Origin of the sequence: Roseibium salinum, from assembly GCF_026240905.1 — a bacterium.
GTDB classification, from domain to species: domain Bacteria; phylum Pseudomonadota; class Alphaproteobacteria; order Rhizobiales; family Stappiaceae; genus Roseibium; species Roseibium salinum.
Genome location: NZ_JAPEVI010000003.1, coordinates 2,107,504 through 2,131,541 on the forward strand (window position 1 = coordinate 2,107,504; position 24,038 = coordinate 2,131,541).

General features: G+C 62.2%; 24 protein-coding genes. 10 read left to right on the plus strand and 14 right to left on the minus strand.

The window, feature by feature from the left end; translation table 11 throughout:
- Positions 1 to 81 precede the first annotated feature (81 nt).
- Entirely contained in the window at positions 82 to 501 is a 420-nt protein-coding gene (locus ON753_RS14330) for a MarR family winged helix-turn-helix transcriptional regulator (RefSeq protein WP_265963307.1), read from the minus strand.
- Between the two features lie 139 nt (positions 502 to 640).
- Between ON753_RS14330 and ON753_RS14335 the strand changes: the two genes are divergently transcribed.
- On the plus strand, positions 641 to 1,201 hold the full coding sequence (locus ON753_RS14335) for an HdeD family acid-resistance protein (RefSeq protein ID WP_265963308.1): 561 nt from the start codon (positions 641 to 643) through the stop codon (positions 1,199 to 1,201).
- On the opposite strand, the gene ON753_RS14340 is transcribed toward ON753_RS14335, so the two are convergent.
- The 6 genes from ON753_RS14340 to katG form a co-directional block, all read right to left on the minus strand.
- Complete coding sequence (locus ON753_RS14340) at positions 1,202 to 1,906, minus strand: pseudouridine synthase (RefSeq protein WP_265963309.1); 705 nt, start codon at positions 1,904 to 1,906, stop codon at positions 1,202 to 1,204.
- A gap of 1 nt (position 1,907) precedes the next feature.
- The gene (locus ON753_RS14345) at positions 1,908 to 2,951 is read right to left on the minus strand and encodes a class I SAM-dependent methyltransferase (protein ID WP_265963310.1); all 1,044 of its coding nucleotides are present in this window, start codon (positions 2,949 to 2,951) and stop codon (positions 1,908 to 1,910) included.
- A 56-nt stretch (positions 2,952 to 3,007) separates the two neighbouring features.
- Positions 3,008 to 3,598: a GDYXXLXY domain-containing protein gene (locus ON753_RS14350; RefSeq protein WP_265963311.1), complete on the minus strand. Its 591-nt coding sequence runs from the start codon at positions 3,596 to 3,598 to the stop codon at positions 3,008 to 3,010.
- Complete coding sequence (locus ON753_RS14355) at positions 3,595 to 4,491, minus strand: hypothetical protein (protein ID WP_265963312.1); 897 nt, start codon at positions 4,489 to 4,491, stop codon at positions 3,595 to 3,597. Before ON753_RS14355 ends, ON753_RS14350 begins: the two co-directional genes overlap by 4 nt.
- Positions 4,404 to 4,955: a DUF2157 domain-containing protein gene (locus ON753_RS14360; protein ID WP_265963313.1), complete on the minus strand. Its 552-nt coding sequence runs from the start codon at positions 4,953 to 4,955 to the stop codon at positions 4,404 to 4,406. The genes ON753_RS14355 and ON753_RS14360 overlap by 88 nt, the downstream gene beginning before the upstream one ends.
- A 527-nt stretch (positions 4,956 to 5,482) precedes the next feature.
- Positions 5,483 to 7,708, minus strand: a complete 2,226-nt coding sequence (katG, locus tag ON753_RS14365) for a catalase/peroxidase HPI (RefSeq protein WP_265963314.1) — start codon at positions 7,706 to 7,708, stop codon at positions 5,483 to 5,485.
- Positions 7,709 to 7,974: 266 nt separating this feature from the next.
- Here katG and ON753_RS14370 point away from each other — a divergent pair, with 266 nt between their 5' ends.
- Complete coding sequence (locus tag ON753_RS14370) at positions 7,975 to 8,889, plus strand: LysR substrate-binding domain-containing protein (protein ID WP_265963315.1); 915 nt, start codon at positions 7,975 to 7,977, stop codon at positions 8,887 to 8,889.
- A 210-nt stretch (positions 8,890 to 9,099) separates the two neighbouring features.
- On the opposite strand, the gene ON753_RS14375 is transcribed toward ON753_RS14370, so the two are convergent.
- Positions 9,100 to 10,287 (minus strand): MFS transporter, encoded by a 1,188-nt coding sequence (locus ON753_RS14375; RefSeq protein WP_265963316.1) that lies wholly within the window; start codon positions 10,285 to 10,287, stop codon positions 9,100 to 9,102.
- A gap of 282 nt (positions 10,288 to 10,569) precedes the next feature.
- Positions 10,570 to 11,220, minus strand: coding sequence for a class I SAM-dependent methyltransferase (locus ON753_RS14380; protein WP_265963317.1), 651 nt, complete (start codon positions 11,218 to 11,220; stop codon positions 10,570 to 10,572).
- A 97-nt stretch (positions 11,221 to 11,317) separates the two neighbouring features.
- On the opposite strand from ON753_RS14380, the gene ON753_RS14385 reads away from it, so the two are divergent.
- Entirely contained in the window at positions 11,318 to 12,244 is a 927-nt protein-coding gene (locus ON753_RS14385; RefSeq protein WP_265963318.1) for a LysR family transcriptional regulator, read from the plus strand.
- A 52-nt stretch (positions 12,245 to 12,296) separates the two neighbouring features.
- Here the strand turns inward: ON753_RS14385 and ON753_RS14390 are convergent, their stop codons facing one another.
- On the minus strand, positions 12,297 to 12,995 hold the full coding sequence (locus ON753_RS14390) for a serine hydrolase (RefSeq protein ID WP_265967163.1): 699 nt from the start codon (positions 12,993 to 12,995) through the stop codon (positions 12,297 to 12,299).
- Positions 12,996 to 13,479: 484 nt separating this feature from the next.
- Positions 13,480 to 14,349: a lipase family protein gene (locus ON753_RS14395; protein WP_265963319.1), complete on the minus strand. Its 870-nt coding sequence runs from the start codon at positions 14,347 to 14,349 to the stop codon at positions 13,480 to 13,482.
- Between the two features lie 426 nt (positions 14,350 to 14,775).
- Here ON753_RS14395 and ON753_RS14400 point away from each other — a divergent pair, with 426 nt between their 5' ends.
- From ON753_RS14400 to ON753_RS14415, 4 genes are all read left to right on the plus strand, one after another.
- Entirely contained in the window at positions 14,776 to 15,480 is a 705-nt protein-coding gene (locus tag ON753_RS14400; RefSeq protein WP_265963320.1) for a ParA family protein, read from the plus strand.
- Between the two features lie 178 nt (positions 15,481 to 15,658).
- Entirely contained in the window at positions 15,659 to 16,615 is a 957-nt protein-coding gene (locus ON753_RS14405) for an HlyD family secretion protein (RefSeq protein WP_265963321.1), read from the plus strand.
- On the plus strand, positions 16,612 to 17,550 hold the full coding sequence (locus ON753_RS14410) for an ABC transporter ATP-binding protein (RefSeq protein ID WP_265963322.1): 939 nt from the start codon (positions 16,612 to 16,614) through the stop codon (positions 17,548 to 17,550). The genes ON753_RS14405 and ON753_RS14410 overlap by 4 nt, the downstream gene beginning before the upstream one ends.
- Positions 17,547 to 18,692, plus strand: coding sequence for an ABC transporter permease (locus ON753_RS14415; RefSeq protein WP_265963323.1), 1,146 nt, complete (start codon positions 17,547 to 17,549; stop codon positions 18,690 to 18,692). Before ON753_RS14410 ends, ON753_RS14415 begins: the two co-directional genes overlap by 4 nt.
- Before the next feature lie 27 nt (positions 18,693 to 18,719).
- Here the strand turns inward: ON753_RS14415 and ON753_RS14420 are convergent, their stop codons facing one another.
- Complete coding sequence (locus ON753_RS14420; protein ID WP_265963324.1) at positions 18,720 to 19,640, minus strand: DMT family transporter; 921 nt, start codon at positions 19,638 to 19,640, stop codon at positions 18,720 to 18,722.
- A gap of 185 nt (positions 19,641 to 19,825) precedes the next feature.
- The gene (locus ON753_RS14425) at positions 19,826 to 20,158 is read right to left on the minus strand and encodes a hypothetical protein (RefSeq protein WP_265963325.1); all 333 of its coding nucleotides are present in this window, start codon (positions 20,156 to 20,158) and stop codon (positions 19,826 to 19,828) included.
- Between the two features lie 343 nt (positions 20,159 to 20,501).
- Here ON753_RS14425 and minC point away from each other — a divergent pair, with 343 nt between their 5' ends.
- The 3 genes from minC to minE are packed head-to-tail and all read left to right on the plus strand — an operon-like array spanning position 20,502 to position 22,429.
- Complete coding sequence (gene minC / locus ON753_RS14430; protein ID WP_265963326.1) at positions 20,502 to 21,293, plus strand: septum site-determining protein MinC; 792 nt, start codon at positions 20,502 to 20,504, stop codon at positions 21,291 to 21,293.
- 57 nt (positions 21,294 to 21,350) lie between these two features.
- A complete protein-coding gene (minD, locus tag ON753_RS14435) occupies positions 21,351 to 22,172 on the plus strand; it encodes a septum site-determining protein MinD (protein ID WP_265963327.1) in 822 nt (273 codons plus the stop codon).
- On the plus strand, positions 22,169 to 22,429 hold the full coding sequence (gene minE / locus ON753_RS14440) for a cell division topological specificity factor MinE (protein WP_265963328.1): 261 nt from the start codon (positions 22,169 to 22,171) through the stop codon (positions 22,427 to 22,429). Before minD ends, minE begins: the two co-directional genes overlap by 4 nt.
- A 140-nt stretch (positions 22,430 to 22,569) precedes the next feature.
- Here the strand turns inward: minE and ON753_RS14445 are convergent, their stop codons facing one another.
- A complete protein-coding gene (locus ON753_RS14445; RefSeq protein ID WP_265963329.1) occupies positions 22,570 to 23,877 on the minus strand; it encodes a GGDEF domain-containing protein in 1,308 nt (435 codons plus the stop codon).
- Positions 23,878 to 24,038: the final 161 nt, after the last annotated feature.

A 24,038-nucleotide genomic window follows, 5' to 3' on the forward strand; every position in this document is an offset into this window, starting at 1 on the left:
TTAGCGTCCGATCATGTGCCATGGCACATAGGGTCTCTTCGCGCGGGCTGCCACGTGCACACCTTCGCGCCAAAAGCAGTGTCAGAGTTGCGAAAGCCTCTTCAAAACATTGATAGTCCTGAAGAAATCATCATCGCCCAAATGGGCCATCACGTCGCCTTGTGCCCTGCGCCAAAGAGGCATTGCCTGTTCCAGGAAGTCCTCGCCCTTGCCGGTCAGCCGATAGCTTTTTCCCCTGCCGGCCGCCGAATTGGAGGACGAGACCAAGCCCTTGCGCTCCAGAAGCGCGATGTTGCGCACAAGGGTCGTGCGCTCCATCGACAAGCGCTCTGCCAAATCGCCGGTCGTTTTTTCCGGTGCCCGCTTGATGGCGGCCAGCACGGAAAACTGTCCGGCCGTCATGCCCGCCTGCCGGGCCAGCCGGTCATAGTGGCGGCTGACCGCGCGGGCGGCCTTGCGGGCATTGTCGAGAACGCAGAGCGACAGATCGTCTTCTTCCATGGGCCACTATGTGTGCATATACACACCGAAAGTCAAGTTGCCGATCCCCAAGAGGAACTTGCGCAAATTACCAAGTCCCATTAGCGTCCGCGAAGCAGGTGCCGTCGCATACGGCAACCGGAACGTGAGGGAAGTCGAGATGGCAAACGCGGTTCAGGCAGTGGAAGACATGAAGTTGAAGATCCAGGAAAACTGGGGCTGGTTCCTGGCGCTCGGCATCGCCCTCGTCCTCGGCGGCGTCATCCTGATCGCGGCGCCCCTGGCGACATCCATAGCGGTGACGATCCTGATCGCTTTCGTCCTGTTTGTCGGCGGGCTCGTGCAGATCTACAACGCCTTCAAGACCTCGGGCACCTCAGGCTTCCTCTGGCATCTGGTCGCCGGCATCATCGCCGTTGTCGGAGGCATTCTCATTTACACCAACCCGCTTGCGGGGACGTTCGCGCTGACCCTGGTTATCGCGGCAATCTTCATTGCTCAGGGTATCAGCCAAGTGCTGCTCGCCTCCAAGCTGCGTCCGCACGAGGGTTGGGTCTGGGTGCTGATCGCCGGCATCGTCTCGCTTGCCGCCGGCGTCATGATCTGGCTGGAACTGCCGGGCTCCGCGGGCTGGGCACTCGGCCTGGTTGCCGGCATTTCCGTGCTGATCAACGGCTGGAGCTATATCGCCATCGCGCTGGCCGCGCGGGCGGCGAGGTAGTTACTCCCCGGCGAAGATCAGCGCCTTGTCGTCCTCGGAGAGAACCCTCCAACCGCCTTCCTCGAGGCCGTCAAGCCCGAGCCCGCCGATACGGCTGCGCTGCAGTTCGTTCACGTGATTGCCGACTGCCGCAAACATGCGGCGGACCTGGTGATAGCGGCCCTCGTGCAGGATCAGGCGGGCGTGGGTGTCGTCCAGCACCTCCAGTTCGGCCGGCTTCAGCGGTTTGACTTCGCTTTCCAGCATCATTTCACCCGACGCAAACAGCGCGCCCTCGTCACCTTTCAGAGGCCGGTCCAGCGTCACCTCGTAGACTTTCGGGACCTCCGACTTCGGTGATATCACCCTGTGCAGAAAGGTCCCGTCATCGGTGAAGAGCAGCGCACCGGAGGTTTCCTTGTCGAGCCGGCCGATCGTGGAAAGAACCGGTTTGCGCATGCGGAACCGGTCCGGCAGAAGGTCATAGACCAGACGGCCCTGGTCCTTCAGGGAGCAGGTATAGCCGAGCGGCTTGTGCATGAGCAGAACCACGCCTTGCGCCGGGTCCAGGGGCTCGTCGTCGAAGAGGATATCTTCGTGCGGGGTCTTGCTGTCCGCCTTCAGGCGATTGCCCTCTTTGTCCGTTACCCAGCCATGGCGGATCGCCGTCTGGACTTCCTTCCGGCTGCCGTAGCCCAGATTGGCCAGGAGTTTCACCAACCGCATCTCAGCGCCCTCCCTTTGCCTTGACGGCCTTGATCACCTTGTAGCCACCTTCATCGGCCAGTTGGACGACGTGGGCAAAGACTTCAGTGAGCGTCTGCTCATATGGCAGGTGGCGGTTGGCGACCATGTAGAAGTCACCACCGGACCGCAGGCCTGCGGCCGCGGCCCGGATGAAGCCCTGGCCGACATCCGTGCGGTCGGCCTTGCCGGCCTGATGGAAAGGCGGGTTGGAGACGATGAAATCATAGGGGCCTTCAATCCCCTTGGTCACATCGGACCAGATGCCGGTCATGGTCTTTTTGCCCTTGAAGGCGGCAAGGTTCTGTTCCGCCAGATCCAGCGCGCGTTTTTCCGCCTCGTAGAGATCCATGCCGGCAACATTCGGCGCCTTTTCAAGGACAGCCCGGGCCAGATAGCCGAAGCCGGCGCCCAGATCCGCGCTCCTGCCCTTCAGGGTTTCAGGAAGCAAGCTGGCCAGCAGTTTCGAGGCCGGGTCGATCCGGTCCCAGGCGAAGATACCGGGCCGGCTGACATAGGTGCCGTCCAGCACCGGACGCGGCGCATCAAGGGCCAGCCAGTCGGACAACCGCTGGCGGTCTAACGCGTCGGCGCGAACCGTCTCCCAGACGACGCGGCACTTGTTTTTGGTCATCTTGCCGGCGCCGCCCAGAAGCTCGGCCAGATCGCTTTCGAGGGTCTTTGCACCCTCCGTGTTCGGCGCGCAGGCCATGACGAGACCGCCTTCTCTTGCCTTGGCGACAGCGTTTGCAAGCTGCGCCCGGGCTTCCTGGCGCTGGCGGCCGGGAAGGACGAGAACCGCGTCGAAGCCCGACGTCTCCGTTTCGGCCTCGACCTTGAAACCTGCCTTTTGCAGAGCGTCCCTGTCGGGCGCGAAGCTCTGGACGCACAGGACGTTAAACTCCCCGAGCGCCTCCAGGCTGCGTCCCGCCCGGGCGCGCAGGAACAGCACCTGAGCATCGGGACGAAGCTCAACGGCCCCGGTTTCAAGTGGCAGCAACAGGGTTTCCAGCGCGGGATCGGACATGACGGGCCTTGAATTGATAAAGCGTGCAGCGCTCATAGCGCCACAGAGGCCATCCGTCAAAAGATGCTGTCGGACCGGAACGCTTTTCCATCGACGAGAAGCGTGACGGGCAGCGAGCGACCGTCTTCCGCGATCGACACTTCCAGGAGCACGCGGGCCGTCTCCAGCCGCTCTATGATCCTGCCCTCGCCTTCCGGAAGGAAGAAGGCGTCGATGCCGTAGTCGATGCGAATCTCTTCCTCGCTTTTTGAGAGCACCGTACCGGAGATGGCCAGCGATCCGGCTTGCTCCCTGGCTTTTGCCAGAACTGCCGGCTCGGCAGGCTTGTCTCCGTCCCTCGTCAGACCGACAAAAACCTGGTCACCGGCTTCGACCGTCTCTCCTCCCGGCAGGTTTGCCGGAACCTGTCCGATAGCAAGGTTGATGATCACATAGTCCCCGCGCAGCAGGTCCCGCGGATCGACCGGGATGAGTTCCAGCGGCACGACGGTTCCGGTCATCTGAACCTGAAGCCGGTCGGCGAGCGGTATGGCGATCAGACCGAGCTGAAGGAGTGCAACCAGGCCCCAGCGCAGGAACGGCAGGCGAAAGACGGATCTTGCACCGGAGACGGTACCTGGAGCGTCAGCGTTCGAGGTAACGCTCATGACTGCATCTCCTGCCCTTCTGCAGGCACGCCGGGATCGCCTGGCCCTTTCCTGAACAGCCTTGCGAGCCACAGGGCCACGGCGAGCAGCAGGACGCCTGCGACCAGGAAGAAGAGGGATTGCCCGAGCAGCGAGCCGATCGTGACCTGCAGCAGCCAGAGCGACACCGCCGTCAGGCCGAGATAGGCGCACAGCATCCAGAAACGGTTGTTGTACCAGGTCCCGAGGGCGCACAGAGCCACGAGCGCGGCAAGGCTGACAGCAGCCTGGACCAGGACATTGCCGCTGAGCACCGGCAGAAGGACGGCAAAAAGCGCCAATCCCGTTGCTGCGAAAAACGCCCGGGCCTTGACGGTCTTGAAGGAAAGCAGCAGTCCGGTGCCGCACAGGATCACTGCCAACCCGAAAGGTATCAGGGCCGGCAGGGCCAACAGTCCGCCCATGACCGGATCATCGGAGAGTTCCGGCACCAGGATCAGCGCGAGCACGATCAACACGCAAAGGGTCAGAAATCCGGCATCCTGCAGGGAACGCGCCATCAGCCAGTGACCGTGACTTCGGGCCGGCCTTGCGCTGGACCATTTGACGAACAGGTCCGCGACTGGATCGATCTGAACGAGGACAGCGGCCAGACCGCCGCCTCCGGCAAGCGCCATGGCGGTCAGGAAAGCATCGCTGGCGTTGAGGAGATCCGCGGTGTCGCCGAACCATCTGCCATAGGTCACCCAGAGCAGGCAGACGGCCGCCCAGCGCGACACCGTAACCGGATGGAAAACGGCATGCGCAAGGACCGCGAGCAGAAATGTCAGGCCGATGAAATTCTCCAGCAGGCCCGAGGAGCCGATTTCCGAGCGGGCGACCTGCCAAGTAATGGCCGCAACCGCGGCCACCACGAGGAAGTCCGCGAGCCCGTCACCCAAGCGGCGGCAAGCCCGCCGACCGTGACGAGAAAAGCCCCGCCCGCCCAGTCCGACGGCAGATGGAAGATCTGCCCAACCAGGGCTATGCCGCCGACGAAGACCAGCGTCGCGAAGCCGGTCGCAAGATCCGGCAGGCCTCTTCGACCCCTTGCGGCTGCAAGCGCCGCGAGCCAATGGCTGGCGGCAACCAGAACGGCGATGCCCCCAAGCTTGAGCGACTTGGGGATCGCACCCCAGTTCGCGGCGATAAAGGCGAAAACGGCCAGGGCAACACAAATCATCCCCATCCCGGCCAGCGCCATGGGCAACCGGGACTGGCCGTCGTCCCGTTCCTGCTCCTTGAGGATCGCGGTCGCCGCCAAGGAACTGACCCAGCCCTTTGCAACCCAGGCCTCCAGGTCGTCTTTCAGGCGTCGTTTGTAAGCCCAGTCAAACATTCGGTGCCGCCAACAATTTCTTCAATGGGCTTGCCGCGCCCGCCGTTCTTGCTATTCTAGCGTAGGAAATTTTCACAATGCACCAGTTGATCGCCGAAACCAGCGTGTTCGGCAAAATGTCTTGCGGCAATTGAGTAACATTCTCGACGCCGGACATCCATCAGGATCAGAGCCTAACTCCACTAATAATCCAGGGGGCTCTGGGGGCGCCCGAGAGGCCCGGGCGCCCCAATTCATTTTTCGCGTAGGTCACTCATGTGTCACTCCGGCCCAGCGAAGCGCAGAGCCGGGGCCCACTCGCCGCTCCGATTGCAAAAGCAAATGACCGGTTTACATATGTTCACCCTGCTCCCGGCAGGAACGCTCTGGAAACGAGTGGGTTCCGGGTCTCACTTCGTTCGCCCGGAATGACATTTGTGCAGGGTTGGCACTCTGTCGGCGATGCTCCCTGCCCCCCGCAAAAAAAACGGCGGCGCTCCAATACTGAAGCGCCGCCTTTTTCATTCAACCCGACCTGTGATACCGGACTATTTCAGGTCGAAACGATCCGCGTTCATCACTTTGGTCCAGGCAGCAGTGAAGTCCTTGACGAACTTCTCCTTGTTGTCGTCCTGGGCATAGACCTCGGCCAGCGCCCTGAGTTCGGAATTGGAACCGAAGATCAGGTCGAAGCGCGTGGCGGTCCATTTCAGGTTGCCGGTGTTGCGGTCGCGGCCTTCGAAGACATATTCGGATTCCGAAGTCGGCTTCCAGACCGTGCCCATGTCCAGCAGGTTGACGAAGAAGTCGGTGCTGAGCGTGTCGGCCTTGTCGGTGAAGACACCGTATTTGGAGCCGCCGTAGTTTGTGCCCAGCATGCGCATTCCGCCGACGAGAACGGTCATTTCCGGCGCCGAGAGGGCAAGCAGCTGAGCCTTGTCGACCAGCAATTCCTCGGCAGGCGTCGTGTATTCGGTCTTCCGGTAGTTGCGGAAGCCGTCCGCTTCCGGCTCCAGCGGTGCGAAGGAGTCCGCATCGGTCTGCTCCTGGGTCGCATCCGTGCGGCCCGGAGCGAAGGGTACCGTAATGTCGAAACCCGCGTTCTTCGCAGCCTGCTCGACCGCAGCCGAGCCGCCCAGAACGATCAGGTCGGCCAGAGAGACTTTCTTGCCGCCGGATGCGCTTGCGTTGAACTCCTCGCGAATGCCGTCCAGGACGGTCAGGACCTTCGTGACCTGTGCCGGATTGTTGACCTCCCAGTCCTTCTGCGGAGCAAGCCTGATGCGCGCACCATTGGCGCCGCCGCGCTTGTCGGTCCCGCGGAAGGTGGACGCGGACGCCCACGCCACGGAGACGAGTTCGGAAACGGACAGACCCGATGCCAGGATCTTCGCCTTCAGGCCGGCGATATCCGCATCGCTCACCAGCTCGTGGTCGACAGCCGGGACCGGGTCCTGCCAGATCAGGTCTTCTTCCGGCACTTCCGGGCCGAGATAGAGGGCTTTGGGGCCCATGTCGCGGTGGGTCAGCTTGAACCATGCGCGGGCGAAGGCATCGGCGAACTCTTCCGGGTTTTCATGGAAGCGCTTGGAAATCGGGCCATAGATCGGGTCCATGCGCATCGCCATGTCGGCGGTGGTCATGATGATCGGCACCTTCTTGCTCGGATCCTCCGGATCCGGCGCCATGTCTTCTTCCTTCAGGTCCTTCGGCGTCCACTGCCAGGCGCCTGCCGGGCTCTTGACGAGTTCCCATTCATAGCCGAACAGGACGTCGAAATAGCTCATGTCCCACTGGGTCGGCGTCGGCGTCCAGGCGCCCTCGATGCCGGAGGTGATGGTGTCGCGGCCCTTGCCGCTGCCATGGGTGCTGATCCAGCCGAAGCCCATCTCCTGCATCGGGGCGGCTTCCGGATCCGGACCGACATGGGCAGCGTCGCCTGCGCCGTGGGTCTTGCCGAAGGTGTGGCCGCCGGCGGTCAGGGCGACGGTTTCCTCGTCGTTCATGGCCATGCGGGCAAAGGTTTCGCGGATGTCACGGCCGGAAGCGAGCGGATCGGGGTTGCTGTCCGGGCCTTCCGGGTTCACGTAGATGAGGCCCATCTGCACGGCTGCGAGCGGATTGGCCAGTTCACGGTCGCCGGAATAGCGGCTGTTCGGCTTGTCGCTGGTTGCCAGCCACTCGGTTTCCGAACCCCAGTAGATATCCTCTTCCGGATGCCAGACGTCCGCACGTCCGCCGCCGAAGCCGAAGGTCTTGAAGCCCATGGATTCCAAAGCGACGTTGCCCGCCAGGATCATCAGGTCGGCCCAGGAGATCTTGTTGCCGTATTTCTGCTTGATCGGCCACAGCAGTCGGCGGGCCTTGTCCAGGTTGCCGTTGTCGGGCCAGCTGTTGAGCGGGGCGAAGCGCTGCGTGCCAGTGGAGGCGCCGCCGCGGCCGTCCGCGGTGCGGTACGTTCCGGCACTGTGCCACGCCATGCGGATGAAGAGGCCGCCATAATGGCCATAGTCGGCCGGCCACCATTCCTGGCTGTCGGTCATCAGCGCGGTCAGGTCTTCCTTGACGACCTTCAGGTCAAGTTTCCTGAACTCTTCCGCATAGTCGAACGCCCCGCCCATCGGATTGGACAGAGCGGTGTTCTGACGCAGAATGCCGAGATTCAACTGGTTGGGCCACCAGTCGCGGTTGGAGCGAACCCCGAACCTGGCCGCCAGGGGTTTGCCGTGCATGATCGGGCATTTGCCGGCTTTGTCGGTTGCTGTTGCGTCCATAACTCTCTCCACTTTCGTCTCAAAACGATCGGTCATTCGGGCTGCGTCAAAGGTCCGTGAAATCCGGCGTTCGGCCTGTTCTGCTGGAAATCGGCATCCCGCGGACTAATGCGGTTCTCGGCCCCAAAAATTCTGTAGCGCAAGAAGGTGCGGTATCGCGCCCGGCACATGGCAGGTCGATACAATCCGTCTTTGCAGGCGTACGCTATCAAAGGACAGCCATCAGAGGAAGTTGAATTTTCTGATCAGTTCGATAAGATATACTTATGATCAACATCACCCTGAAACAGCTTCGCTATTTCGAGGCTCTGGCCCGCCACGGCCATTTCGGAAAAGCCGCCGAGGCCTGTGCGATTTCCCAGCCGGCACTCTCCATGCAGATCAGGGAGATGGAGGAGGCCCTGGGGGTCACGCTGTTCGAACGCAGCGCCCGCCAGTTGCGGCTGAGCCATTTCGGCGAAGTGGCCGTGGAGCGCGCCCGGGAAATCCTGCGCGCGGCCGATGAACTCGGCGATCTTGCCCGCGCCTCCCAGGACCGGCTCGTCGGCCGGCTGCGCATCGGCGTCATCCCGACGGTCGCGCCGTATCTCCTGCCGAGGGTCATCGGCGACCTGACCGAAACCTATCCGGGCCTCGACATCCATGTGCGCGAAACGGTCACGCCGAAACTGATCCAGGAGCTTGGCGAAGGCCGTCTTGACACCGCCATCGTCGCCCTTCCCGTATCCGAAGGTACACTTTCCGAAACACCGCTGTTTGACGAACGCTTCGTTCTCGTGCGCTCGGCCAAGGAAGCGAATGCGCCGTTGCCAAGCGCGGAAAGTCTCAGGGAAATGCGGCTTCTGCTGCTGGAGGAAGGCCACTGTTTCCGAGATCAGGCGCTTTCGTTCTGCAGCCTGCAATCCGCCCCGCCGCGTGAAGTGCTCGATGCCAGTTCGCTCTCCACCCTCGTCCAGATGGTCAGTGCGGGATTGGGGGTGACCCTGATCCCGGAAATGGCGGTTCCCGTCGAGACCCGCTCCGCCTCAGTTGCAATCGCGCGGTTCGAAGCTCCGGAACCGACCCGGACGATCGGCATGGTATGGCGGAAGAAGAGCCCGCTGGGGAGCCAGCTTCGCGAGATCTCGGAAATTGTCCGGCGGGCGGCGGCGAAGACCGATAGGCAGCCTGTGCGGGTCTAAAATGCCCCGCGGTTTTTGCGGTCAGAACCGGCGTCGACACTTTAGACATGTGGAGAGCCGGCCTTTCAGGCCGATACGGCGTCGCCTCGCCTCTCCCTCATGCTGAGGAGGACCGAAGGTCCGTCTCGAAGCATGGGCGGCATTTTCGGTGCCAGTGGCCTATCCTTCGAGACAACGATTCGCGCTTCCTCCGAATGAGGATCCTTGGATTTAATCAGCCTCGAGGACCAATGCGCCCCGCCGGAACGTTGCCACTCCCAGCACGGCCATTGTCGCGGCAAGGCCGAGAAGCACGCCCCTGGCGTCGTCACCGGCGGCAAACAGCGCCACGACCAGCCCGGCCAGCGGCTGGGAAAGATTGTTGAGGCAGATGATCACGCCGGTGGTCTTGCCGAACTCCTCCGCCGGGATGATCTCCTTGCGCAGGGTGCGTACATAGATGTTGAACATCTTGTCGAAACCGGCAATCAGCAGGAAACCGGCAGCGTAGACGAGCGGATGGGCACCGAGGCCGGTGAGGACCGCGCCCAGGCAGATGAGGCCGTAAGCCGTGCGGCCGAGCGTGTTCAGCCCCAGATGCACATGCGCGGTCAGCGTCAGTACCGCAAGGGTCGCGAGGGCTCCACCCACCTGCAGCCAGGCATAGACCTGCTCGCTCTGGGCGAACAGGCCGGTCACCATCGCGGCAGCGGTGGCAAGCGTCGCACCGATGATCAGGTTGACGCCGGCCGCCTGCAGGATCGCCCGCATCAGGCCCGGCAACGTCCAGACCAGCAGCAGCGCGTGCCTGAGATCGGCGATCGGGTGGCGGTGCTCACGCCTGGCGGGCAGCGCCTCCATCCGCGCCTTGCCCGGCCACAGCATGAACATGGCATCCGACAGAACGAAGAGCACGGTTGCCACCACCACGACTGCCTCCCACGGCCAGATGGCCATCAGGTAAGCCGCCGTCAGAGGGCCGAGAACGACGCCCATCTGCGAGGCCAACTGGCCATAGCTGGCCACCTTTTCGAAGCGCTGGTCGGAAAAGGCCCGCACCAGCACCATTTCCAGCGCAAGCATGCCCTGGGTCGTCAGCATGCCGACGACGGCGGAAAGGCCGATCAGCCACCACACCCCGCCGAAGACCACCTGCCCGGAAATGCCGACGACGCAGGCGGCCGCCCTCAAGATGCGGCTGACGCGCAGCAGGAGCAGCGGCGAGATCCGGTCGCACAGAATGCCCGCGAAGGGGAAGGCCAGATATCGCGGCAGGGTTTCGAAGAAGAAGGCCAGCCCGGACCAGGCGACATTTCCGGTGATCTGGAAGATGACCAGCGGCACCAGAAACAGCAGGATCTGATCGGCGAGCACCGTCAGAAACATGGACGCGAAAAAGGCACGGTCGCGAACGAGCATCGGCAGCTTTCGGTGGAGAAGCAAAGGAAGGCACAACCCTCGTAGCACTCCTCGCACATGGCTGCAAGTCGCCCAAACACGCTGTTTCAATCGATTTAATGACTCTTCTCTCCACAATGCCGCACGTCGTCCTCCCGGACAAAGCGAAGCGGAGATCCGGGATCGGAGAGCCACAGGCCCCTCTTGGTGGCAGGCCGTCACCCGGTAAGCCCCGGCTCTCCGATCCCGGCTCGCGCTGCGCTTGGCCGGGAGGACGACGGAGAGGAACTTGGTAGCAGCCTGCTAAACCTTCCGGGCCACAACGAAGCGGCTGTAGGGCTCCGGATAGGTGCCGGTCTCGATGATCTCGAAACCCGCCTGGCGGATCATCCGCTCCACCTCCTGAAACGACAACATGTTCACGTAGGGCGCCTTGCCGAAGAGGCGCATCACGGCGATCAGCGGGCTGAACAGCCAGGCCTTGCGCTTCAGGCAAACGGTCTTGGAAATATAAAGACCGCCCGGCTTCAACAGGTCCCGGACCCGTGCGAGAAGATCGTCCGGATTTTCAACAAGATGGAAGAAATTGAAGGCGAGCACCGCATCATAGCCGCTGTCCTGCCCGTCGGCGGGCCGCACCCTTTCGTCAAAGGCATCGGCAACGAGAAACCGGAGGCCTTCGTGGCTGGTGCCGCTCTCCCGCTCGGCGGCCAGTTTGTCGTCCGCGATCGCGATCATGCCGGAGGCGAAATCCGTCGCCAGGTAGGATCTGACATGGCGCGCCAGCAGCAGCGCCGTCGACCCCGTGCCGCACCCCAGTTCCAGGACGCTGTCCTGCGGCCCAAGATGTTCGATCGTCCGGGACAGCGTCTTTTCATAGGCCGCCTGATCCCTGACCTTGCTGGCCGCGTATTTGCGGGCGGTTTTCGTCCAGAATGCTGCGTGTGTCGTCATGAAGATACCGTCGGGAAAGGAGCCACTGGTGCTGTCTTATCGATACGTTTTTCGAAGGTAAATTGCCGAAATTCGCCTGGATGATATACGTAATTGCATGAACTGGCAGAATATCACCTTCGACTGGAACCAGGCCCGCGCCTTTCTCGTCACGGCGGAGGAAGGATCCTTGTCCGCAGCCGCCCGCGCGCTCGGGCTCACACAGCCGACCTTGAGCCGGCAGGTTGCGGCGCTCGAGGCGGCGCTTGGCGTCACTCTTTTCGAGCGTGTCTCCAAGTCTCTCATCCTGACGGAAGCCGGCATCGAGCTTGCCGAGCATGTGCGCGCCATGGGCGACGCGGCCGGTCGGATGTCGCTTGCGGCCTCCGGCCAGTCGCAGCAGATCGAAGGGCTCGTGACCGTCTCGGCCACGGACCTGATGGCGGCGCATGTTCTTCCCGACATGCTGCGCGAGCTGCGCCACAAGGCGCCCGGGGTCGAAATCAGGATCCACTGTTCCAACAGTCTCAGCGACCTGCGCCGCCGCGAGGCGGATATTGCCATCCGCCATGTGGAGCCGGATCATCCGGACCTTTATGCCCGCAAGCTGCGGGACGCCCCGGCCCGGATCTATGCGGCGCGGTCATTCCTGCAGCCTCTCGGGCGGAAGCTGACACGCAAGGACGCCGAGCATCTGGATTTCATCGGCTTCGACAACAACAAGGAACTCGTCGGATATCTTCGCGCCTTCGGGCTCGCCGTGAGCGAGGCCAATATCAAGCTGAGCTGCCCGAGCGGTATTGTCGCCTGGGAATATGCCCGCCAGGGCCTTGGGCTCAGCATCATGGCCGACGAAATCGCCGCCCGCTGCCCGGAGGTCGTCCCGGCATTCGAGGATGTCGAACCGATCCACTTCCCGATCTGGCTGGTCACCCACCGGGAACTCCATACGAGCCGGCGGATCAGGACGGTGTTCGATCATCTGGCGGAGGGATTGCTGAAGGCCTGGCCGGGTGAGTTGGCGACTTCGGAAAAAACAGCCTGACTTTGGTGGCGGCGTCGCCGTTTTGCTGGCTGCGCGGTGCGCGCGCATTCGCTCACTGCGCCGATACGTTCCCGGCGGTCAGGCTGTTCCAGGCCGAATACAGCGTCGAATGGAGCAGGGAGTGCTGTTCGCCGAAGCGGACCACGACCAGATCCTTCTCCGGCATAATGTAAACGATCTGGCCGCCCTGCCCCATCATGTAGGTGAACGGCCCCTGCAGGGCCTGTCCCTGCCGGTCGAGGATGTTGTGGCGGACATGGAGGCCATAGGACCCGTCAACGAGATCCTGCCGGCCGAGACCACTGCCGAAGAACTCCTGCCACAGGTCATCCCGCAGGAAGGGCTCTGCCCGGCTGCCGTTTTCCATCAGGAACCGGCCAACGCCGATCCAGTCCCGGGGCGTGGCAAAGAGGCAGCAATAGGCTGTAACCTCACTTGCCTCGCCATGGCGAAGCCAGAAGGCTTCCGCGGCGCCCGCCGGCTGCCAGATCTTCTGCGCAAGAATGTCGTGGAGAGGTTGGCGGTAGACCTCCGACAGCAGCCTGCCGAGCACCGCCGTGTTGACATTCTGATAGGAAAAACCATCCCGGTTCTGCGGCAGAACGGCCAATTGCCCCTCCACCGCCGAAAGACCGCCTGCATGCAACCGGGCCAGATTACCGAATGGATTGTAGGCGGCGAGACGGTTCTGCTTGTCCGCTCCGTCTTCCTCGAACTCCAGCCCGCTGCGCATTTCCAGGAAACTGCGGATCGGCCTCCCCGAAAAACTTCGGGGCCGAAGCCCGCGAGATAGGAGCCGACCGGATCCTCCAGGCTGGTGATCTTTCCCTCCGAGACCGCCTTCAGAACCAGCGCGCCGACCAGGCTCTTGACGAGCGAATAGGAATTCAGCCTGGTGCCGGGCCCGATGCCGTCGGCGTAGGTTTCAAGGAGAAGCTGCCCGCCGCGCATCGCCAGAAGGGCCCGGCTGCCCGAGTTTGCGAAAAGCTCGCGGCCGCGCCGGTCGAGCCGGGTCCCGGGCGCCCTTGCCGCGTGCGGCTGAGGCGCTCCGGCGACGATCTCGAACGATCCCGAGGCGGGCCAAACGGCGGGCGGATATCCGGCCAGGATCAGTTGCATCAGCCCGTTGCTGTAGGCGGCGGCCAGCCCGGCGCAGATGACGGCCGCGGCAAACCCTGAAATCGTCAGCAAACGCAAGATGGTGGCTTTCCGTACCTAGGGTATGGCCCCATACTCTAGCCCAGCATCCAGTTGAGGATCAGGCGCCAGTCGGTCATGCGGATAGGTGTGCCGTGGGTACCAGTGTCGAACAGGGTGAACTTGATCGGATAGCCCGGCGCCGCGGACTTTATCTGCTTGAAGAAATTCGCCTGGGTCTCCCAGTCATAGACACTGTCCAGCGTCCCGTAGCCCATATAGATCGGCACGTTGCGGGACAGGGCACCGGAGGACAGGAACCCGGGATCCTTCGGCGAACCCAGCAGCAGGATGCCGCTCAGCATGCTGGCGTAGTTGCCGTTCTTGAGGAGATTCCAGCAGATGATCCCGCCCATGGAGCCGCAGGCCACGACGACCCTCGCCTGAGGCGACAGTTGCTTCTGATACTGGATCAGCGCCGCCACGTCCGCCGTGCCGCGGGCGCCGAAATCGTTGACGTCGACGGTGAGATAAGCCCCGCCGTTGCGGGTCATCAGGTTCTGCACCCGGTTGAAATTTCCCCCGAAGGACACGTCGTTCATGCCCTGGAAGCGGTTGCCGCCCTGGCCGTGGATATAGATGACGATGGTCCTGGCCCCGCCCTTCCACTTGCCCGTGCCCATGTATTCGATAAGCCGGCCATTGGCTTTCAGCTCGGCGCTGCCCCGGCTCCGTTTGGGATGATAGGAGACGTAATTGCCGTAGACCTTCCGTTCGTCGACCTCGTCCCGGTCGCGCAGGTCCCGCTGCTTGGAGTATTCGACGACGGTGAAATCGCCGCCATAAAGTGTTTCGGTGACCTTGTAGCGGAAAAGCCCGTCCTTGAAGGGTTTGAGAGCTTCGGCCCCTGCCGGCGCCGCTGCGCCTGCAAGTGCGACAAGCGCTCCCAGCAGCAGCGTGCGTGTCATGCGGACTATGCGTGCGGTGGGCAACCGGTGCGCCATGGAGCTTCCTTTGTCGAAGTAAATCACGTGATCGTCCATAACCTACGCGGCGCCAATTCCTCATGCAATCGGCGGCAGGCGGTAATATGTGCACTCCCTGCTCGTCAGAACTCTCAGGCAAAGAATCGCAGAAGAGCCTATATGGCTGCGAAGTTTTCCCGACACGAAAGCTTGGCAGGTGTAAACAGAACCCCTTTCGGCTCGCCATCCCTGCCAATTTTATCAGGGTGTTTTGGCGTCTCATCGCCAAAGTCCTAAGACTTTCTGAATTTCAGTGTGCCATTTTGCGAATTTAAGGAATTGGTAACCATAAAACTCCCACTATCGTGCAAACAGGTCCGCCAGAGACCTCTGCAAAAGACGATGCACGGCCAGGTCAGGAGATCACAGATGCCAGTCATTTCCTTCGCAAACGCAAAGGGCGGCGCCGGAAAAACAACGGCTGCCTTGCTGCTGGCGACAGAGGTCGCGGCGCGGGGCAAGCGCGTCACCATTTTCGACGCCGACCCGCAGAAATGGATCACGAGATGGTACGAACTGCCGAACCAGTGTCCGGGCATTTCAGTGGTGAGCGAATTCTCGCCCGCCTCTCTGACCGAGCAGATCCTTCAGGCAGCTGAGTGCTCCGACTATGTGGTCGTGGATCTCGAGGGCACGGAAAATCTGATCGTTGCCAATGCGCTGTCCGTATCCGACCTCGTGGTGGTGCCCATCCAGGGTTCTTCCATGGATGCGCGCGGCGGCGCCAAGATCCTCACGCTGATCAAGAAGCTGGAAAAGATCGTCCGCCACGACATCCGCCACTGCGTGGTCCTCACCCGCACCAATGCCGCCGTTACCACGCGCGCAATGAGGGCCGTGCAAGACTTCCTGTGCGCGCAGGACATCGATGTGCTGATGACGCCGATCGTCGAGCGTGCCGCGTTTCGCGATCTGTTCGAATTCGGCGGCGGCCTTTCCAATCTCGACCCCTCGCAGGTCTCCGGCGTTGCCAAGGCAAGAGAAAACGCTTCGCTCTATGCGGCCGAGCTCCTCGAACGCGCGATTACCGTGCCGAAGAAGCGCTGGTACAACGTCTTCAAACGCGCCAGCTGACAATGCGCTTCCTTGCTCCCGAGCCGGAGCGAAAGGAAGTCCCCTGTCGACCCCTACACCAACGCCGGGCACTCGCCCGGCTTTTTTTCCGTTTGACCGACTGTACTCGCCCGCTCAAGCGATCTAAAGTTAATCCGATTCACATTACTCGCTTCCTGCCGTCTCCTAGGAGGAATTCATGCTGTCATCCCTTTTTCGCCCGGCCGCGGCCGGCGTGGTTTGTCTTTTCCTGGCGGGCTGCTTTGGTGAGGACGGTAACGTCGCGCTCGGTACGCTGGAGCGGGACCGCGTTGCGCTGACGGCAACGGCGAATGAGGTGCTGGTCGAACTGCCGGTGGCTCAGGGCACCTTCGTCAAGAAGGGCACGGTTCTGGCCCGGCTCGATCCGGCCGAGCAGCAGGCAGTCGTCAACCAGGCCCGTGCGGAAGTCCAGAAGGCGAAGGCAAACCTCCAGAAGCTTGAAAACGGCGCACGCGAAGAGGTGATCGCCAAGGCCAGGGCCATGGTGGCCGGAGCCAGGGCGGAGCTGCTGGACGCCGAAAGCACCTTCAAGCGCGCGAAGGATCTGACCGCCCGGGGAACAACCAGCCAGGCCAAGCTCGACAGTGCGCGGGCGGCCCGGGATGCCGCCGCCGCATCGCTGGACAATGCCGAGGAGGAGTTGAAAGAGCTGATGGCGGGCACGCGGGCGGAAGACCTCGACATAGCCAGGGCAGAGCTTGCGGCCGCCGAGGCGAGCGTGGAAACCCAGGAGAAGATCCTCGCCGATCTGACCATCACGGCTTCGCGCGACGGCATGCTGGACAATCTGCCGTGGAACCTCGGCGAACGGGTGACGATGGGAAGTCCGATTGCCGTCATGCTGGCAGGCAAGGCCCCCTATGCGAGGGTCTACATACCCGAGCCCCATCGGGTGAAGATCAGCGAAGGCGACAAGTTGGAAGTCCGCATCGACGGCCTGGACGAGCCGGTCGACGGCTTCGTTCGCTGGATCAGCTCGGAACCCTCCTTCACGCCCTATTATGCGCTCAATCAGACGGAACGGGCCCGGCTGATGTATGTGGCCGAAATCCAACTGCCCGACAGCGCCGCCGATCTGCCCAACGGCGTTCCTGCGCAGGTCGTTCTGCCGTGACCGCCAATAACCGGGAAATCGTCGTCCGGGCGGAAGGCCTGGTGAAGAAGTTCAATGATTTCCGGGCGGTCGACGGGCTGGACCTGACGATCGAGCGCGGCATGATCTACGGGTTCCTGGGCCCCAACGGCAGCGGCAAGACCACGGCCATACGCATGCTCACCGGCCTTCTGACGCCGAGCGAAGGCACTGTGGAAGTCCTCGGCCTTGCCATTCCCAAGGATGCGGAAACGCTGAAATACAAGATCGGCTACATGACCCAGACCTTCTCGCTCTACGGCGACCTGACGGTGCTGGAGAACCTCGATTTCATGGCGACGATCTACGGCCTGGGCAGAAAGAAGCGGAAGCAGCGGATCGCAGAGGTCATGGAGCGCTATCAGCTGAGCGACCTGAAGAACCGCTTTGCCGGCAAGATGAGCGGCGGCCAGCGCCAGCGCCTTGCCCTGGCAACGGCCGTTCTGCACGAGCCGCAGCTCCTCTTTCTGGACGAGCCGACCTCGGCGGTGGATCCCGAATCGCGCCGTCACTTCTGGGAAGAGCTGTTCGATCTTGTCGAGGGCGGCACCTCGATCATCGTCACCACCCATTTCATGGATGAAGCGGAACGCTGCCACAAGATCGCGATCCTGGAAGCGGGCCAGAAGCGTGCAGACGGGGCGCCGAAGGAGCTGATGGCGGCCTTGGGGGCCAATGTGGTCGAAATCGAGGCCCGGAACCTGCGCGACATCCGCCGCGGTCTTCTGGGCTCGGACGGCATCATGGCCGCCGCGCAGCTGGGCGCACGCCTGCGGGTCCTTGTCAGGGACGATATCGCCGATCCGGAAGCCTTCCTCAAGGACAAGCCGGAAACCGATGGCGCCAGCGTCATCGAACGGGTGCGGCCCAACCTGGAAGACGTCTTCGTCACCGCGACCGGAGAGGGCCGCCAATGAGACCCATTTCCCGCATCGCCGCGCTGTTTTTCAAGGAACTGGCGCAGCTGCGCCGGGACCGGATGACCTTCGGCATGGTGATCATGATCCCGCTGATCCAGCTCATCCTGTTCGGCTATGCCATCAACACCAACATCCGCGACATTCCGGTCGCCGTGGTCGATCACAGCCAGACGGGCATCAGCCGGGTGCTGATACAGGTTGTCGAAGCGACGCGGGTGGTGACGGTCGCGGAGCGGCTGAACAGTGTCGAGGAAGCGGAAGCTGCGATCAAGGCGGCCAGGGTCAGGGCCGCCTTCATCATTCCCCGCGACGTCGCCCAGCGCGCCGTGCGCTCGCCGGCACTCGGCTTCGGCACACCGCCTTCGACCGATGAGGAAACCAGCCGCCCGGTGGCGCAATGGATCGTCGACGGCTCGGACACGATGATCGCCGGGGCCATCAAGAGCCTGCGGAACATGCCGCTGACCGAGCTGTTCCGAAAGCCCGCGAACCGTTCGACGCCAACCTTCGAGGTAGCGCTGTTCTTCAATCCGGAACAGCGGACGGCGGTCAATATCGTGCCGGGACTGGTGGGCATCATTCTCACCATGACCATGATCATGTTCACCTCGGCCGCAATCGTGCGCGAGCGGGAGCGCGGCAACATGGAGATGCTGATCAACACGCCGGTGCGCCCGATGGAGCTGATGATCGGAAAAATCATTCCCTATATCTTCATCGGGCTGGTGCAGACCATCCTCATTCTGGGCCTCGGGCACCTTCTGTTCAACGTTCCCTACGGATCAAGGCTGCCGGACCTGTTGGCCGGAACGCTTCTTTTCATCGGCGCAAGCCTGTCCCTGGGGCTGGTGCTGTCGACCATTGCAAAGAGCCAGCTGCAGGCAACCCAGATGACGGTATTCGTGCTGCTGCCCTCGATCCTCCTGTCCGGCTTCATGTTTCCCTACGAAGGCATGCCGGAGATCGCGCAGTACATCGCCGAAATTTTCCCAGCGACCCATTTCATGCGCATGGTCCGCGGCTTCGTGCTTCGCGACGCAAGTCTCATCGACCTCCACCGGGACGCCTTGTGGATGTTCGGCTTCTTCGTGCTCGGCATGACCGTTGCGGCCTTCCGCTTCAAGAAGCGGCTTGACTGACCGGCCCGCCCGCTGACCTTCGGCACATCACTTCGGCTGCGGGCCGGTATCGAAGCGCGGATTGGCGGTCTTCAGGACAGGCGTCTTGTTCGAGACGTTCTCCCGGCTTTCCCGCCAGACCACGAAGATGCCGGACGCAATGATGATCGAAGACCCGACGGCCACATAGAAGTCGGGTCTCTCGGCAAAGAACAGGGCACCGAACAAGGTCGCCCAGAGGATCTGGCTGTATTGCAGGGGCGCGACCACCGCGGCCGGGGCCGCCCGGTAGGCGGAAATCGTGAAGAACTGCGCCAATACGGAAAGAAAACCGATCGCCGCCATCATGCCGAGGTCGATGAGCTCCACCGGCACATAGACCGCCGGCAGGGTCAACGACATGGCCGTCATGGAGACGATCATCGGATACAGAATGAGTACGGCCGAGCGCTCCTCGGCGCCAAGCTTGCGCACCAGGATGGTGGAAAGCGCACTTGCCAGTGCGGCAACGAGCGCGGCCGCATGCCCCGGCGCCAGTTCCGTCACTCCGGGCCGCAGAACGACCAGAACACCGACCAGACCGACGAGGACGGCCGCCCAGCGCTGAATGCGCACCTTTTCTCCGAGCAACGGCACGGAGAGCGCCGTGACCAGCAAGGGCATTGCGAAAAGCAGGGCATAGACCTCGGCCAGCGGCAGAGATGTGAAGGCGTAGAACGCACAGGACATGGAAACGATGGCGAGACCTGAACGCAGCAGCACCAGCCAGGGGTGCCGCGGCCGGAAATTGGCGGCCGCCTTGTCCGCAAGCATCAGCATCGACATCGGCACGAAGGCAAAGAGCATCGAAAAGAAGATGATCTGAAAAACCGGATAGGTTCCGCCGAGCGCCTTGATGATCGCGTCATGGCTGGAAAAGAGCGCGAAGGCGAATAGCGCAGCGGCAAGTCCCTTGAGCGTTGCTGACATGGGCGGGGCCTTGAAAGTCGAGGATTTGAGGCGTCATGGGGCATGGCCGCCTTGCGCCGGGGACGATGGGGAAGCCGACTCAAGAATTCTGCTTACCAGAAAGCGCTTACTTGCCAAAGGGCAGTTCGGCGCCGGTCAGGGAAAAACTGCCGAATTGCCTGTGAAAACAGGCTCCACATGCCTGATCAGACGAAAACGCGGGCAAGCGTTGCGACAGCCATTGCGGTCGCCGCCCGTTTGAGCCCGGCAAACTCCGATGCGCCCTGGCCGGGAACCGTCAATGTGATCCGGTTCAGGTCCGACGCATCGATGTGATCCAGATCGGCGGACTTTGCTGCTTCCTCGGCCGACATGCGGATCTCGTCCAGCATACGCACGAGGCGCTGCCAGATGTGGATCGGCGGCGCCTCACTCGTGCTGCACCAGCGAACAATTTCATCTTTCGACACATTCAGAGCTGCCGCGGCCTCGTCGTGGCTCAGACCGAGATAACCCATCATGTCACTGAAATTACTCATCAACTTCCCCAGAACGCCTATACGCCCCCTACCGGTCTTAGGCTATATTGCGCTGCAATATGGCAAAAATCCAGTCTCTAACGGGAAATAAGTGAATTCCTGCACCGGCAAAGGACCTCGGAGGAGGGTTTTGCGGCGATTCCCGCGCGCAGCCTCGGCAATTCTGGCAAGCAGGTGTCGAAGATACCCTCAAGCCCCCTCGGCGGAACGGCCAATTGCCTGAAATATCGCGAGAAAATCGATATCGGTGGAAAACGGATGTCTGCCCGATTGTGCGGTTCGGTTAATGATAGGTTTACCGGACCAAATCAACCTGACTTTCTAGGGCCGCCGGACCTCATTTATGAAGTTCAAGGGAAAATCCTTTATTGCGATCGTTCTGACACCCGAACCGCCGTTCACGGACTGGTTCCAGGAAATCGATCGCATCATCGCGCGCTCGCCGGGCTTTTTCATCGATCGGCCGATCGTCCTGGACGTACGCGGCAGCAAGATCCCGATCGATGAACTGGAAGAACTGCTTGCGGGGCTGAACGAGCGATCCGTCCGCGTCATGGGTATCGACGGCGTTGCCGGAACCCGCCTGAAGCCCGGCATGCCGCCGAGCTTTTCCGGCGGGCGTCTGACGTCCGATGTCGATGTTCCCGAACCGGCCGGCGGCGCGGGTGCAAAACCGGCCACCTCGGAAGCCAAGACGGAAACCGGCGGCAAGGCCGCGGCGAACGGGGCGGCAGTCAACGGCGCAGCCAAGGATGACGGTGATCAGTCCCCCGCCGCAACCGCCGACGTTGCCAGCGTGCCGAACGGCTCGTCCATCGTGATTACCGAACCGGTGCGTTCCGGACAGAGCATCCTTCATCCCGACGGCGATGTCACGGTGATCGGTTCGGTCAGTTCCGGCGCGGAGATCATCGCCGGAGGCTCCATCCATGTCTACGGCGCCCTGCGCGGCCGGGCCCTTGCCGGGGTCTCGGGCAAGGACGGCGCCCGCATCTTCTGCTCCAAGCTGGACGCGGAACTTGTCTCCATCAACGGGCTCTACAAGGTCGCCGAAGATTTCGACGGCGCCTTCCGCAACGCACCGGCGCAGATCCGCTTCGAAAACGAGACGTTGGTTTTCGAAGAACTGAATTAACCGAAGTCCCGGCCGATCAAAGGCGGCCGGCACTGACAGCAAAACAGGACGAACACCATGAGCAACGCAACCGTCGTTGTGGTCACGTCAGGCAAAGGCGGGGTGGGCAAAACCACCACTTCCGCAGCTGTTGCCTCGGCGCTCGCCAAGGAAGGCTATCAGGTCTGCGCCGTCGACTTCGACGTCGGCCTGCGCAACCTCGACCTGATCATGGGCGCGGAGCGCCGTGTCGTGTTTGACCTCGTCAACGTCGTGCGGGGCGAAGCCTCGATCAAACAGGCGCTGGTCCGCGACAAGAAACTCAACAACCTCTTCCTCCTGCCCGCCTCCCAGACCCGGGACAAGGATGCCCTGACGGAGGAAGGCGTCGAGAGAGTGATCGGCGAATTGCGCATGTATTTCGACTGGGTCATCTGCGACAGCCCGGCCGGTATCGAGCGCGGCGCGACGCTGGCCATGCGCCATGCGGACGAAGCCATCATCGTGTCCAACCCGGAAGTTTCGTCCGTGCGCGACTGCGACCGGATCATCGGTCTTCTCGACGCGAAGACCAAGATCGCGGAAGACGGCGGACGCATGCCCAAGCACCTGATGATCACCCGCTACGACAGCGAGCGGGCGAAGACCGGCGACATGCTGGCCACCGACGATGTGGTCGACATTCTCTCCGTGCCGCTGATCGGCGTGGTGCCGGAAAGCAGGGATGTGCTGAAAGCCTCCAACGTCGGCCTGCCGATCACCCTTTCGGACGAGAACTCCCCGGCCGCGAAAGCCTATATGGAGGCAACGCGCCGACTGCTCGGAGAGGATATTCCGGTGACCATACCTGAAGGAAAGAAGGGCCTGCTCGGCAAGTTCTTCAGGGGGAGAGCGGCATGAACCTGTTGAACTTCTTCGGCAAAAGAGGGGAAAGCGCTTCGGTTGCCAAGAACCGGCTGCAAATCCTGCTGGCTCACGAGCGGGCCGATGACGGTTCCGACGCCGCCCTGATCTCAAGTCTCAGGGAAGACATTCTCGCAGTCGTCGCCAAGCGCGTCGATATCGACCCGGATGCGGTGCGCCTCGAAATGGACCGCTCCGGCGACGTCACCACCCTCGGCATCGACATCGAACTGCCGTCAGCCCGGGCATCGTAACCGGCAGACTGACTGAACGGAAAACCGGCCTCATTTGGCCGGTTTTTTTTATGCAGAAGCGAGGGCCTTCCAGCCGCTTGCGGCAGCACGGGCCAGGCTGATCGTTTCCGGCCCTGCATGAACTCGTGGTGTTCGAGAGGTCATCGCCTCCGGCGGCTGTCCTCAGAGTAAACGGCCAGTTGGCCCCGGCCACCGTTCTTGGCCGAATAGAGCGCCTCGTCGGCCTGCTTGAGAAGTTCCGAGGGATCCCGGGAGAAGCTGATCCCGACACTTGCCCCGAAATCGCAAATTGCTCCGTCGAGATTGAGCGGCTTGCTGAGTCGGTCGATCAGCGCGCGGGCGGCCGCCAGGACACGCTCCCGGTTGGCGTTGCCGAACATGATGATGAATTCGTCGCCGCCGAGCCTGAAAATGGCATCTTCGGCTCTCACCAGGGCCCTCAGACAATCCGCGACATGCTGGAGCACCTGATCGCCGGCCTCGTGCCCGAATGTGTCGTTGATCACCTTGAACCGGTCGAGATCGGCGTAGAGGAGCGCATAGTCTCCGGACGCCTCATCGGCGGTTTCAAGCCTGGCCAGCACTTCGTCCAGGTAGCGGCGGTTCCACAGTCCGGTCAGCGGGTCGCTGCGCGCCTGGCTCGCCAGAAGTTCCCGCGCCTTGTCCGCCTGCTGCTTGGCTTCCTGCAAGGCACCGACAACTTCCGACGCTCTGCGAAAAAACAGCCGCGCGGAGAAAAACATGCTCGCATAGACGATGAGAACGCACAGGCCCAGAAGCGGCAGAAGCTTGACGCCCGCCAGTTCCGGATTCCAGATGAAATAGCCGACATGCCGGTCGTCGATTGTCTCAACCGGATATCCAGCCTGCCAGAATGCCGGCGGGCTGGTGGAAAGACGCAGATCCGGGAGCCGGTATTTCTCGCTGAGCCGGGCAAGCAATGCTTCGTCCATCGGCCGGGCGAAGATCAGCACATGGTCCGTGTTGGTATCCGTGTCGCCCTCATAGGTCGTCATCAGCGCGGCACTGGCGAGATAGAGCCTGTCCAGGGTTCCGATCAGGCCGGTCGCCGGCGTGGGAGAGCGGTCCCTGGGGGTTTCTCTGGCGCCCCTGATCAACTGATGGACTGCATCGCCGTAGCGGGAGACGATATCCGCCTCGGCAACATTGCCTTCAACCACATGCAGCTTCGGCTGATTGTTTCCGTCAATCAGATGGATCCCTTCGATCTGCAGTTCTTCCTGCATGTAATCGACGAAGGTCTCCTCCACCCATTTCATGTTGACCTGGTCGACGAGATTCTCGACGGCGATATCCCAGTAGCCATATTCGAGCGTAATGTCGGCGAGATGCTCGGAGCGGTCTCCTAGCATTGACGTGAATATCTGCTCCGATGAACGGATCGAGTTGCGGTCGAGGGAATGGGAAAGGAACGTGACGAACGCCATCAGGCTCACTGCGCCGATGACGACAGTGGCCCAAAAAGGTTTTGAAAGACGCCGGATCTCAACCGCTTGCGCTTCAACTTTCTGTCGTTGAAGCGCGGACGGAGAGCCATACTCACCAGGCGCGTCACGATTGAGCACGGTCACATTCATTGCTGCTGCCC